The organism is Desulfatiglans anilini DSM 4660 (genome assembly GCF_000422285.1).
GTDB classification, from domain to species: Bacteria; Desulfobacterota; DSM-4660; order Desulfatiglandales; family Desulfatiglandaceae; genus Desulfatiglans; species Desulfatiglans anilini.
This window is the reverse complement of the sequence record NZ_AULM01000005.1, coordinates 198121-211355: the sequence shown is the minus strand read 5'-3', so window position 1 is coordinate 211355 and position 13235 is coordinate 198121. Positions and strand designations below refer to the sequence as shown.

The following is a 13235-nucleotide window of genomic DNA, read 5'->3' as shown; positions in this document are numbered from 1 at the left end:
TCCGGAGTGGAAATAACGATGATTTCGGATTTGAAACGGATGATCGAGCAGGTAAGCCGTGAAAAGGGCATCGACCCCTATGTTTTGGTAAAGGCCCTCGAAGAGGCTGTCAAAGCGGCTGCCCGCAAGAAGCACGGTCCGGACTACGAACTGGAAGTCACCTACAATGAAGAACTGGGTGAGATAGAGGTCTTCGAATTCAAAGAAGTGGTTGAGGAAGTCGCGAACCCGGCCCTGCAAATCGATCTGAAGAAGGCCAGGGAGATCGATCCGGAGTGTGAACTCGGGGACGACCTGGGCGTCAAGATGGATACGGAGGCATTCGGGAGGATCGCTGCCCAGTCGGCCAAACAGGTCATCATGCAGCGGCTCAAAGAGGCGGAGCGAGACATCGTCTACGATGATTTCAAGGATCGGCGGGGCGAGATCATCAATGGCATCGTGCAGCGCTTCGACCGCGGCAACATCGTCGTCAACCTGGGTCGTACGGAAGCCGAACTGCCGCTCAAAGAGCAGATCAGCAAAGAGACCTATCGGCAGGGGGACCGCATCCGTGCCTATATTCTGGATGTACGGCAATTCAGCCGGGGTCCGCAGATCATCCTTTCGAGGACTCACCCGAATTTTATTGCGGCTCTTTTCGAAAACGAGGTCCCGGAGATCAGCGAAGGGATCGTTCAGATCGTTCAGGTGGCGCGGGAACCGGGCAGCCGCGCGAAGATCGCCGTGACCTCGCGGGATCCGGATGTCGATCCGGTCGGGGCCTGTGTAGGCATGAAGGGCAGCCGGGTGCAGGCTGTCGTGCAGGAACTGCGAGGGGAGAAGATCGACATCGTCACCTGGGATCCGGATCCGGCCAAATTCATCTGCAACGCGCTTGCGCCGGCGGAGATCATTCGTGTGATCGTGGACGAAGGCGGCCATTCCATGGAGGTCGTGGTCCCGGACGATCAACTGTCCCTCGCCATCGGGAAGAAGGGGCAGAACGTCAGGCTCGCTTCCCGTCTGACCGGCTGGGCGATCGAGGTTACGAGCGAGACGAATTACAACGCCGCTCTCAAACAGGGTTATCAATCCTTGATCGCCATAGAAGGCGTCGGCGAAAAGATGGCTACCGAGCTTTATGAAGAGGGTTTTCGCTCTGCCCGCGAACTGGCTGTTGCTTCGACTGCCGACCTGATGTCGCTGCCTGACATGACCGAGGAAAAGGCTGGTGAGATCATCGAGCGTGCGAGGCGGGAAGTCGAAAAGCCTGAGGAGGCCGCGCCCGAAGAGGAGACATTCGAGGATGCACCCGAGGCGGGGGATACAACCGTTGCATAAAGCATGCAGCGGCGGACACGTCCCGATGAGGACGTGCATCGCCTGCAGAACAAAACGTCCGAAGGCGGAGATGCTCCGCCTGACGCTGGATGCGGAGGGGGGAAGGCTTCTGTACGGTGGATCCGAAGGTCGTGGGGCCTATGTCTGCCGCGATGCGCATTGCTGGAAAGCGATTTCCGAGGGGGGCCGGCTGCGCAGGGCGTTCAAGCGCGAAGTGAAGGGACGTATTCCGGCGGACCCGCCTTGGAACGGGTGAGGCCGCTTGTTTTCCGGGCGGCGCGGCTGCAAAGATATCTGTATGATTTCTGGGGGGTTAAATGGCGAAAGTCAGAGTTTATGAACTTGCAAAAGAGCTCAACGTAGACAGCAAGAAGCTGGTCGAAGATCTGAATGCTGCCGGCATCGACGTCAAGAATTACATGAGCACGCTTGACGATGATGCGGTTGCGCAAGCCAGAAAACTTGGCTCGAGCCCTGTCGCTGAAGTCATCGAGGAGAAGCGCGTCAAGCCGACCGTCATTCGGCGCCGGAAAAAACGGATCGAGGTCGAGGAGCCTGTCGCCGCCGAGGCTGCCCCCCCGGCCGAGGAAGCCCCTCCAGAGGCTGAAGCTCCTGAAGAGGCGCCTGTCAGCATGCAGATGGAGGCAGAGGCCGAAGCCCGGGTCGAAGTGAGCGCTCCGCCTGCAGCGGAGGAGGCTCCGGTGGAAGAGGCCCCGCCGCCGGCGGAGGAAGCTCTGCGGGCGGAGGCGGCGGTCGAGGAACCTTCGGTCTCGGAAGAGATTCTTGAGGTCGAAGAGGCAATTGAAGCGAAAGAGGCGCTTCCCGTTGAAGAGACTGCGGCAGCGCTGGAGCAGGTGGCTGAGGCTGTGCAAGCCGTAGAGGAGCCGGAGCCGGCCGGGAAGGCCGAAGAGGCTGAGCGGGCACCCATAGAAGCCGAGGCGGAGGAGCCTGTCCAAGTCGCACCAGCCGTTGAGACCGTTTTCCCGGCGCGCGAGGGGAAGCCTAAAGGCAAGAAGTCCAAGAAGAAAAAGATGGATCAGCCGGCGAAAATCATCAAGCGGGCCGAAGAGGGCCCTTTGCGTGATTTGATCGCCAAGGAAGTGGCGGAAGAGGCCGAAGGGGAGGAAGTGCCCGCTCCTGCTGCACGAGCCATGACCCCCGCCGAAATCGCCCGCGATGTCGCCGAAAAGGCCAAAAAGGGCAAACCCGCAAGGAAAAGAAAGGATCGGAAGGTCGAGGAAGCCGAGGAGGCCGCGGAAAAGCGGAAGGCGCGCAAGAAAGAAGTCTACGAGCGAGCCGACCTCTATCAGGGTCGCGCGAAGCGGAAGGATAAGAAGGGTGGGAAGCCAGGCAGGGAGGCTCCCAAGCGCGCGAGACAAACCGAGATCACCGTTCCCAAGGCGATCAAGCGCCGCATCAAGTTTCAGGAATCGGCCACGGTCGGCGAGTTGGCCAAGGCGATGGGAGTCAAATCCGCCGATCTCATCCGTAAGCTGCTCCAGCAGGGGTTGATGGCGAATATCAATCAGTCCCTGGATTATGAGACAGCCTCCCTTGTGGCGGATGATTTCGGCTACGAACTCGAAAGGGAGGTCTTCGAAGATGCCGCTATCCTGGCAGAGACGGAGGACCGGCCGGAGGATCTGATTGCAAGACCGCCGGTGGTGACCATCATGGGTCATGTCGACCACGGCAAGACCTCGCTGTTGGATTACATTCGCAATTCCAAGATCACGGCGGGCGAGTCGGGCGGTATCACCCAGCACATCGGCGCCTATTACGTCCGGACCGATGGGGGTGACATCGTCTTCCTGGATACGCCCGGGCACGAGGCCTTCACCGCCATGCGGGCACGCGGCGCAAAGGTTACGGATCTGATCGTGCTGGTCGTGGCCGCCGATGACGGGGTGATGCCCCAGACGCGTGAAGCGATCAACCATGCCCGTGCAGCGCAGATCCCGATCGTCGTAGCGGTCAACAAGATCGATAAACCGGAGGCCAACATCGACCGCGTCAAGCGTGAACTGGCCGAACTCGACCTCGTTCCCGAGGAGTGGGGCGGGCAGGTGATTTTCGGCTACATATCTGCGAAAACCGGAGAAGGCGTAGACGACCTGCTCGGGTTGATCCTGTTGCAGGCTGAGATCATGGAACTCAGGGGCAATCCCAACAAGCCCGGACGGGGGATCGTGATCGAGGCCCAGCTGGACAAATCGAAAGGACCTGTCGCGACAGTCTTGAACAAGAACGGGACGCTGCGCCCTGGGGACTACATCATCATCGGCGATTATTACGGACACGTCAGGGCGATGGCCAATCATCGGGGCGCGAGGGTGGACAAGGCCGGTCCGTCGGTCCCGGTCGAAATCTACGGCATCAACGGGGTGCCGATGGCCGGCGACGAGTTTGCCGTGCTTCCCGACGAGAAGACCGCGAAGACGATCATCGAGCATCGGAAGGGCCGTGCAAGGCCTCAGGAAGCCAAACGGGGGCTGGTGAGCCTCGATGACCTCTTCGACCGCATCAAGGAGGGCGCGGTCAAGGAACTGAATATCGTCCTCAAGACGGATGTGCAGGGCTCGCTCGAGGCCCTTGCGGACTCCCTCGTCAAGCTCAGCACCGAGGAGGTCAAACTCAAGATCATCCACTCGGCTACGGGGGCCATCACGGAATCCGACGTCATGCTGGCCGCGGCCTCCGGCGCTATCATTCTCGGCTTCAATGTGCGGGCGAACCCGCGGGTGAGGGATATCGCCGAGAAGGAACAGGTCGATATCCGCTATTACGACGTCATTTACAACGCGATCAAAGACATCCGCCTGGCGATGGCCGGGCTGCTCGAACCGGTTTACAAGGAGCAGGTGATCGGGCGTGCGGAGATCAGGGAGACGTTCAAAATCCCGAAGGTGGGGGTGATTGCGGGATGCCAGGTGACCGACGGGCATGTCGAGCGGAATTCGCGCGTCAGGCTCCTGCGGGATGACGTGGTCATATTCGACGGGCGCCTTGCATCACTGCGCAGGTTCAAAGAAGATGTCAAGGACGTGCAGACGGGGTACGAGTGCGGCATCGGCCTGGAGAACTTTCAGGACATCAAGACCGGCGACGTGGTCGAGGCCTATCAGGTCGAGGAAGTCGCTGCGGAGCTTTAAGAACAAATGGTCCTGGGTGCGCTCAGAGTGGAGTTTTTTCTTGCGGACAGCCATTCGCTCAAGGGCAAACGCAAGGTGGTCCGCAGTATGGTGGACAAGGTCAAGGCCAAATTCAACGTCTCGATTGCAGAGATCGACTCCAACGACAAGTGGCAGAAGATCGAGCTGGGTATCGCCGTGATCGGGAACGATCGACGTTATGTCGACTCGTGCCTGAATCATGTCCGCGATTTTCTGGAATCGCTCTACCTTGCGGAACTCATTCATGCAGAGACAGAGGTGATCAACCTGTGAGCGCCGGCCTGCGTGATATGTTTTTGTCTGCTGCCGACCGCTCGGGTTCATTTTTTCAACGGCGAAGGAAGTAAGGAACAGGTTCCTATCATGCTTGCAGGAACGAGATCCAGAAAAGTCGGGGACGAGATTTTGAAGGAGATGGCGATGATCCTTCTCGAAAGCGTTAAAGACCCCCGCACACGCGATGTGACGTTGACCGGCATCAAATTGAGCAGTGATCTGCAAAGAGCGCGCGTCTATTACAGTATCCTCGGCGGGTCCGAGGAGGTTCGGAAGGCGCAGGCAGGGCTCGACAGCGCCAAAGGATTCATCAAACGGCGGATCAGCCTCAAAATGTCTCTGCGATATGTGCCCGAAATCATCTTCGAACATGACCCTTCACTCGAAAGAGGGAGTGCAATGGAACGCCTCCTTGAATCCATTCGGAAGGACGCCCCCGTAAACGATGCTGAATGAACTGGCCTGTATCCTGCGCGAGGGGAGGCGCTTCGTCATCACCACCCACAAACATCCTGACGGGGATGGGTTGGGGGCCATGTTGGCGCTCGGACGATCGCTTCGCATCGCCGGGAAGGAAACCGTTCTTCTGAGCGAAGAACCGCTCACCCCGCCTTTCGATCGTATGAAGGGTGCTGAGACTGTTCTGCAGAACTACACGCCGAATGGGGAACCCGTGACCCTGATCTTCCTCGACTGCGCCGACTTCGACCGGCCCGGAAAGGTTGTCGAGAGCGTGAAGGGCGGCGCGCAGGTGGTCAACATCGACCACCACGCCACCAACACCTTTTTCGGCCGCTACAACTGGGTGGAGCCCGAATGGTCTTCCACCGGGGAGTTGATCTACAGGCTTCTGCAGCACGCCGGATTCCCGATAGACCATGAGGTCGCCGAGAACCTCTTCATTGCCATCCAGAGCGATACAGGCTCCTTCCGTTACGAAAACGCCTCCGCGGCCGCCTTCAGCACTGCAGCGGCGCTCGTGGGGACCTACGGCGTGAGGCCGTCCAGGTGTGCGCGGCTCATCCTGGACGAGTATCCATGCGCGCGGCTGTACCTGCTGAGATCGGCTCTCGGCACACTCGAGACGCATCTGAAGGGGAAGATCGCGATGCTCACGGTATCCCTCGACATGTACCGTGAGGCCCGCGCCTCGACCTCCGACAGCGACACATTCGTGGATTACCCACGATTCCTCTCCGGGGTCGAGATCGGCGTTCTGGTGAGGCAGACGGCTGATGACGCTTACAAATTCAGCCTCAGATCCAACGATTTCGCTGATGTGGCTGCGCTTGCCAAGCGGTTCGGAGGCGGCGGGCACAAGCGGGCGGCCGGCTTCGATGCACAGGGGCGGCTGGCGGACCTCAAGCTTCTTTTTCTGGATGCCGCGGCCGAGATGCTGGAGGCCCATGCAGCTTGACGGAATCCTGCTGGTGGACAAGGGGCCGGATCAGACATCGTACGCTGTGGTAGCCCGGGTCAAGTCGACTCTGAGGGCAATGGGGGTTTGCAAGGCTGGGCATGCCGGGACGTTGGATCCTTTCGCGACGGGTCTTTTGGTTCTTTTGCTCGGGCAGGGAACGAAGCTTTCCCCGTTCCTGATGGGCGGGAAAAAGCTCTACCGAGGGACCTTGAGACTGGGGATCGAAACCGACACCCTGGACCCCGACGGGGCAGTGACCAACCGCCGCGTGGTGAATGAATTCAGCCGCGAGGAGATCGAGGCCGCGGCCGAACGCCAGGTCGGGTGCCGGCAGCAGGTGCCCCCGATTTATTCAGCAGTGCGGTGCAATGGAACAAGATCCTACAGGCTCGCCCGAAAAGGGCTCCAGCCGGAGCTGAGGGCGCGACAGATCGAGGTGGAAGATTTTGACATCCTGAGTGTGCAGCTGCCGTTTGTCGATTTTGAGGTCTCCTGCTCGGCTGGGACCTATGTCAGACGCCTTGCTGCCGATCTGGGGGATGAACTTGGCGCCGGAGCGCATCTGACTTCGTTGCGGCGGCTGCGAAGCGGAGGTTTGGACGTGAGAAATGCCTTGCCTTGCGTGGAAATCGCGACGCTGCGGGATGAAGCTTCGATCAGGTCGCGGCTCATTTCTTTGAATGCCTCCATTCCCGAGATCCCCGGGATCGAGATCGATCGGCACCTTGCGGACAAGGTGCGCAAAGGCTATCAGCCGGTGCGGGGGGATCTGGGGTTAGAGCAGGGTTTTTCAGCGGTTTTTCCCGATGGGTTCGCAAAGCTCGTCCAGCGGGATGCATTGGTGGCCATCTTGGAAATCAAGGGAAATCAGGGGGTAGGTTATGAACGATTGAGCATCGCCAGAGTGTTTTCATGATTTTTGAGGCGGCCATGCCCTTGGCCATGATACGGTGAACGAAACAGACCCAAAATGAGGAAGGCGGCATCCTGACGAATGAGCTATCCCGCCGGCCAAAGAAAGAAGCAAGGGAGACAGGAGGTAACAAAATTGGTTCTCACGCCTGAGATGAAAAAAAAGATTATCGACGATTTCAAACTCCATGAAAAAGATACGGGTTCGCCTGAGGTGCAGATAGCCCTCCTGAGCGGAAGGATTCAGTACCTTACGGACCATTTCAGAACTCACAAGAAGGACCATCATTCGCGTCGGGGTCTGTTGAAACTCGTTGGACAAAGAAGGCGTTTGCTCGAGTATCTGAAGAAGAAAGATATGGAAAAATACAGGACCGTGATCAAAGAACTCGGTATCCGGAGGTAGACAGTGGGCTTTTCCCGGCTCACATGGTCGCTGCATATGAACTGAAAGGAATGGGAAAAACATGATAAAAAGCTGCAGTATCGATATAGACGGCCGGCCGTTGCATGTAGAAAGCGGACGGATTGCCAGGCAGGCCAGCGGGGCGGTCGTCGTGACATTCGGGGAGACGGTGGTGCTCGTGACCGCTGTGTCCACCGAAGATATCCGTGAGGGGATCGATTTTCTCCCCCTGACCGTTGAATACCAGGAGATGTCCTACGCGGGAGGGCGCATTCCAGGGAATTTTTTCCGCAGGGACATGGGCAGGCCGAGCGAGCGGGAGACATTGACGGCCCGTTTGATCGACCGTCCTTTGAGGCCCCTTTTCCCGGAGGGGTATCACTTCGAGACCCAGGTCATTGCCACCGTGCTTTCGACGGATCGTGAGAACGACGCCGATGTGCTGGCCATCTTGGGGGCATCGGCCGCACTGGAGGTTTCGGACATCCCCTTCGCCGGCCCGATCGCGGGTGTGCGCGTTGGGAGGATCGATGGCCGGTTTGTCGCCAACCCCAAGCAAAGCGAACTCCTTGAAAGCGACATCAATCTGATCGTAGCCGGAAACCGTTCTGCGGTGGTCATGGTGGAGGGTGGCGGGCAGTTCGTTCCCGAGTCGGAGATGATCGACGCCATTTTCTACGGGCACAAGGCGATTCAGCCTATGCTCGACATGCAGGAGGAGCTCAAGGCCGCGGTCGGCAAACCGAAGCGCGTGATCGACCCTCCAGGGCATGATGCCGGCCTCCTCGCCCGGATCGAGGAACTCGCCACTCCACGGCTGCAAACCACCATATCCATAGCGGACAAGCAAAAGCGCCAGCAGAGCCGCTCAGAGGCGTTCAAGACGGTCAGCGAGTCTCTGAAGGAGGATTACCCCAATCATTCCGCCTTCATCCGCGAGCAGATGGATGCACTCGAGCGCCGGCTGGTGCGCCGCATGATCCTGGACGAGGGGAAGCGGATAGACGGACGGCCGTTCGATCAGGTCAGACCGATCGAATGCGTCGTGGGGCTGCTGCCCCGGGTGCATGGTTCGGCGCTTTTCACGCGGGGGGAGACCCAGGCCATGGTTCTGACGACCCTCGGCACCGAGCAGGACGAGCAGAAGATCGAGTCCATTTACGGCGATCAGATGCGATCGTTTATCCTGCATTATAATTTCCCCCCTTACAGTGTGGGGGAGGCCAAGCGCCTGGGCGGCCCCGGTCGCCGCGAGATCGGCCACGGAAATCTGGCCAGGCGGGCGCTGGAGGCTGTGATGCCCTTGAGCGACGACTTCGAGTACTGCGTCCGCGTCGTGTCGGAGATCCTCGAATCCAACGGATCATCTTCTATGGCTAGTGTCTGCGGAGGCTGCCTCTCTCTGATGGACGCCGGCGTTCCGATCAAGGACACAGTGGCCGGCGTGGCCATGGGGCTTGTCTGCGAGGGGGAGAAGGTCGCGGTGCTCACCGATATCATCGGCGACGAGGATCACTATGGGGACATGGATTTCAAAGTGACGGGCACCCGAACGGGCATCACCGCCGTTCAGATGGATATCAAGATGGAGGGGATTACGCCGGAGATCATGCGCCGCGCGCTCGAACAGGCACGTGAGGGGCGCCTCCATATCCTGGGGAAGATGGAGGAAGCCATCGCCAAGCCGCGCGCGGAGGTCTCCCAGTATGCCCCCATCATCTCCGTCATCCAGATCAAGCCGGAAAAGATCCGCGACATCATCGGCCCGGGGGGCAAGATGATCCGGGAGATCACCCACACCTCAGGGGCCAGGATCGACGTCACGGATGACGGCAAGGTGACCATCGCGAGCCAGGACAAAAAGTCCGCGGATATCGCCATCGAGATGATCCGCAGCATCACCCAGGAGGCCGAAGTGGGCAGGATTTACAAAGGCAAGGTGGTCAAGATCATGGACTTCGGCGCCTTTGTCGAGATCTTTCCCGGGACGGACGGTCTGATACACATCTCGCAGCTCGATCACGAGCGGGTCAACCGGGTATCCGACATCGTGAAAGAGGGGGACGAGGTCCTCGTGAAGGTGCTGGAAATCAACGACGACGGCAAGATCAGGTTGTCCCGCAAGGCTGCCCTGGGAGAAAGCGTGGGTTGATGGTTCGTAAAACTGTGCTGCCGAACGGGCTCCGGATCGTCTCGGAGCCGCTTCGGTATCTTAAATCCGTATCGCTGGGGATCTGGATCGACGTCGGATCCCGTGACGAAAGTGCCGCCGAGTGCGGCACCTGTCATTTTATCGAGCACATGCTCTTCAAGGGTACAAAGCGCCGGAGCGCACTCGATATCGCGCTGGAACTGGATGCGATCGGAGGGCTTTCGAATGCCTTTACCGCCAAGGAGAACACCTGTTTCTACGCCCGGGTCCTGGACAAGCATTTCGGGCGTCTGGCGGATATCCTTGGGGACATTGTCCTCAACTCGACGCTTTCCACCGAGGAGGTCGAGCGCGAGCGCCAGGTAATCCTGCAGGAGATCTGCATGGTGGAGGATACCCCGGATGAGAACATCCACGATCTCTTCACCGAACTTTCCTGGAAGGATCACCCTATGGGGATGCCGATCCAGGGGACCGTGGCGAGCGTCGGTGGGATCGAACGGGCGGCGCTTACGGAATTCATCCGTAGGCGCTACGTGCCCGAGAGGACCATCGTGGCTGCCGCCGGAAACATTGAACACGAAGAGGTGGTCGCCTTTTTCAGACCTCTGTTCGAGGGTCTTCCGTCGGGAGAGGATGCGCCGGCACGGGTGGTGCCGGAGTTGAACGCCGGACTGCTCGTGCGCGAAAAAGACCTCGAACAGGTGCACATCTGCCTCGGGGCGTCCGCACCTTCGCAGCGGGACCCGCAGCGCTTCGCCTCCGCCGTCTTCAACACCATACTCGGCGGGAACATGAGCTCCAGGCTTTTTCAGGAAATCCGCGAAAAGCGAGGGTTGGCCTATGCCGTCTATTCCTTTCTTTCATCCTATGCCGATGCGGCGCTGCTTGGCGTGTACATGGCGACCGACGCGCAGCAGGTCAACCCGGCGCTCGAGATCATCGAGCGCGAGATCGGAAAAATCCGGCGCGGCGAAGTGAGTGAGGAGGAGTTGACGCATGCGAAAGACAACTTGGTGGGAGGCCTTTACCTGGGGGCCGAGGGCGCCGAAGGGCGCATGATGCGCCTGGCGAAGAACGAGTTTCTCTTCGGCCGGTACGTTCCATACGACGAACTGGCCGAATCCATCGAAAGGGTGCGCCTCGACGAAGTGGTCGAGGTGAGCCGGAGCATATTCGAAAACGGGCGTCTGGCCCTTGCGACACTCGGTCCCATGAGAGAAGAAGAGGTGGCGGCCGATATTCTCCATTTTTGAACCACGGTGTGGACGGAGATGCCTTATGAAACCCGTTGTCATCCGGGTGAAGCGCCTGGAAGGGGCGAGTGCGGTGCCGTTCCCCGCCTATGCGTCCGAGGGCGCCTCGGGGATGGATGTCCGGGCGGCGCTTCGTGAGCCGGTGACCTTGGCCCCGGGACAGTTCAAACGGATCCCGACGGGCCTCAGCGTCGCTGTTCCGCCCGGTTTCGAGGTTCAAATCCGTGCGAGGAGCGGTCTGGCCCTTCGGCACGGAATCGGAATGGTCAACGCCCCCGGAACGATCGACGCCGATTACCGGGGGGAGATCGGCATTATCCTGATCAACTGGGGGGAGCAGTCCTTTCGGGTCGAACCCGGAGACCGTATCGCCCAGATGGTCCTCGCGCGGGTCTACCGGGCGGAGTGGATCGAAAGCGTCAGCCTCGACGAAACCCCGAGGGGTTCCGGGGGATTCGGCCACACCGGTATCGAATAACCTGAAAAATCATGTCTTCCGTCGACAAAGCCCGTTCCGACCGGGGCGCAAGGCGCAGGCGACGCCACTATGTCTGCAGCGTCTGCGGCAAGGAGCAGCCCTTCTGCTGGACCTGCCCGTGCGGTTTCCAGATCTGCAACACCTGCATGGATGAAAACCTGTGGGGGTTGACCTGCAGCGGGGTCCAGTGGCAATGTCCGGACTGCGGCCGGCTGAGACCTTTCTAAGACGTTACTCTTCAAAGTCGAACGGTTTTGACTTGGAGGTGTACATTGCTGCCATTCCTGTCGACCCTGCTCGTCTTTTTTCTGCTTTTGCTTTCCCCGCCTGCTTCCCACAGTGAGGAGCAAAGCGCCGTCATCATCCATCAGAACGACCTCCACGGCTGGCTCTTTCCTGCGGGAAACCGCTGCGGGCTCGGCGAGACGGCGAAACTGCTCGAGGAGCTCTTCCGGGAGGAGCCGAGCAGTTTCTATGCCATGGCCGGCGATCTTTTCACCGGGCCGGAACTGCCTGCGGCGCAGAAGGGAAAAATGGAGACGGAGCTCTGGAATGCCTTTTGCCGGCACATGTCGGAAAAGGGTTTTGGCGAACGGGTGATCTGGTCGCTCGGGAACCACGAATTCGACTACGGCCTCCCCGACCCGTCATCCTTTGCCTCTCCACCGCTTTGCGCAAACCTGGTTCATCCGCAGCAGGGAGCGGTTTACAGGCCATACCAGGTCGTCGAGACGGACGAAGGCCTTCGGGTCGGGTGGATCGGCCTGCTCCTCGAGAGGAATCGCCGGGTGCTGCAGGAGGTAGAAAAATCGGGCCTGACCTTTCTGCCGATGCGGGAAGCGGTCGGGAAGGCCCTCCAGGAAATGGGGCGTCTGGACCTGACGGTGCTGTTGATCCACGACCACCTCGACGCGATCAAGGCGTTCGCCTGTGATCTGCCGCCGGAATGGGGCATCGACATCATTCTGGCCGGGCACGACCACTTGGTGCTCGAAGAACCCGTGGATGCAGGCGGGATCCCTGTCTCCGAGGCGGGGGCCATGAACCGTTTCTATGGGCGGGTCGATCTCCTTCTGTCGGCGGGTGAGGTGAAGCGGCTGGAGAGCCGGATCGTTCCGTGGGGGCCGGACTTCTTGACCCATTCGACGATGCGGGTGAAGGAGTCGTTCGACGCGAGCCGCGGAGAGGTCGTGGCCTTTCTCGAACGATCGCTCACAGGGAGCTATCTGAGGGGGCAGGAGAGCAGCCTCGGGAATTTTGTCACGGACGCCTTCCGTTGGGCGACCGGGACGGATATCGCGATGACCAACGGGTCCTCTCTGCGGTTGGACTTTCCGATCTATTACGATCAGCCGCTGGAACTGCGCGAAGGGGACATGAAAGACATCACCCCGTTCCGCAACGCTCTGGTGACCGGAAAGCTCACCGGAGCGCAGCTCCTTCAAATCCTGGAAGGCGAGGTCGAGAATTTCCAGAATCAGGTTTCGGGTATTCGCTATTCCGTAAACATAGGTAATCCTGCCGGTAAAAGGGTTGAGGAGGTCTCGGTCAACGGCAAACCGCTCGCCCCCGGAAAATGGTACACGCTCACGCACAACGCCCATTGCGCCGACCCGAAAAATATGCAAAGATATTTGCATCTCCCACCTGAGAGCATCGTCTGGAAGATGACCCCTTGGAAGGATTACGAAGCGCTGATCGGATACGCGCGGCACCTGAGAACCATTGACTACCCTGCTGAAGGAGAGGGGCGGATCAAGCGCAGGTTCTGATCGACAGCCTTCGCGCGTCCCCCGCCCAGGCTGCTTTGCTCTGAACCTGCCATTCGAAGATCCGGCG

Annotated in this window: 13 protein-coding genes; all 13 read left to right on the top strand. The window is 59.6% G+C overall.

Features of this window, described 5'->3' with window-relative positions; genetic code table 11:
- Positions 1-18 precede the first annotated feature (18 nt).
- The 13 genes from nusA to H567_RS0107640 all read left to right on the top strand — a co-directional run bounded on the left by nusA (position 19) and on the right by H567_RS0107640 (position 13168).
- Positions 19-1323: a transcription termination factor NusA gene (gene nusA / locus H567_RS23695; RefSeq protein ID WP_035253643.1), complete on the top strand. Its 1305-nt coding sequence runs from the start codon at positions 19-21 to the stop codon at positions 1321-1323.
- Positions 1289-1579: a YlxR family protein gene (locus H567_RS23690; RefSeq protein WP_051184598.1), complete on the top strand. Its 291-nt coding sequence runs from the start codon at positions 1289-1291 to the stop codon at positions 1577-1579. Before nusA ends, H567_RS23690 begins: the two co-directional genes overlap by 35 nt.
- A 61-nt stretch (positions 1580-1640) precedes the next feature.
- Entirely contained in the window at positions 1641-4475 is a 2835-nt protein-coding gene (gene infB / locus H567_RS0107690) for a translation initiation factor IF-2 (RefSeq protein WP_028320957.1), read from the top strand.
- A 6-nt stretch (positions 4476-4481) separates the two neighbouring features.
- Positions 4482-4769 carry a DUF503 domain-containing protein gene (locus H567_RS0107685; RefSeq protein ID WP_028320956.1) on the top strand — a complete coding sequence of 96 codons (288 nt, stop codon included), beginning with the start codon at positions 4482-4484 and terminating at the stop codon, positions 4767-4769.
- 90 nt (positions 4770-4859) lie between these two features.
- Positions 4860-5228 (top strand): 30S ribosome-binding factor RbfA, encoded by a 369-nt coding sequence (gene rbfA, locus H567_RS0107680; RefSeq protein ID WP_028320955.1) that lies wholly within the window; start codon positions 4860-4862, stop codon positions 5226-5228.
- The gene (locus H567_RS23685; RefSeq protein WP_051184597.1) at positions 5218-6189 is read left to right on the top strand and encodes a DHH family phosphoesterase; all 972 of its coding nucleotides are present in this window, start codon (positions 5218-5220) and stop codon (positions 6187-6189) included. The genes rbfA and H567_RS23685 overlap by 11 nt, the downstream gene beginning before the upstream one ends.
- Positions 6179-7108: a tRNA pseudouridine(55) synthase TruB gene (gene truB / locus H567_RS0107670; RefSeq protein ID WP_035253641.1), complete on the top strand. Its 930-nt coding sequence runs from the start codon at positions 6179-6181 to the stop codon at positions 7106-7108. Before H567_RS23685 ends, truB begins: the two co-directional genes overlap by 11 nt.
- Before the next feature lie 150 nt (positions 7109-7258).
- Positions 7259-7510: a 30S ribosomal protein S15 gene (rpsO, locus tag H567_RS0107665; protein ID WP_035253704.1), complete on the top strand. Its 252-nt coding sequence runs from the start codon at positions 7259-7261 to the stop codon at positions 7508-7510.
- A gap of 61 nt (positions 7511-7571) precedes the next feature.
- A complete protein-coding gene (pnp, locus tag H567_RS0107660; RefSeq protein WP_028320952.1) occupies positions 7572-9662 on the top strand; it encodes a polyribonucleotide nucleotidyltransferase in 2091 nt (696 codons plus the stop codon).
- A complete protein-coding gene (locus H567_RS0107655) occupies positions 9662-10918 on the top strand; it encodes a M16 family metallopeptidase (RefSeq protein WP_028320951.1) in 1257 nt (418 codons plus the stop codon). Before pnp ends, H567_RS0107655 begins: the two co-directional genes overlap by 1 nt.
- Positions 10919-10943: 25 nt before the next feature.
- The gene (dut, locus tag H567_RS0107650) at positions 10944-11396 is read left to right on the top strand and encodes a dUTP diphosphatase (protein ID WP_028320950.1); all 453 of its coding nucleotides are present in this window, start codon (positions 10944-10946) and stop codon (positions 11394-11396) included.
- An 11-nt stretch (positions 11397-11407) separates the two neighbouring features.
- Complete coding sequence (locus tag H567_RS0107645; RefSeq protein WP_028320949.1) at positions 11408-11623, top strand: hypothetical protein; 216 nt, start codon at positions 11408-11410, stop codon at positions 11621-11623.
- A 45-nt stretch (positions 11624-11668) separates the two neighbouring features.
- Positions 11669-13168, top strand: coding sequence for a bifunctional metallophosphatase/5'-nucleotidase (locus H567_RS0107640; protein ID WP_028320948.1), 1500 nt, complete (start codon positions 11669-11671; stop codon positions 13166-13168).
- The last annotated feature ends 67 nt before the right edge of the window (positions 13169-13235 follow it).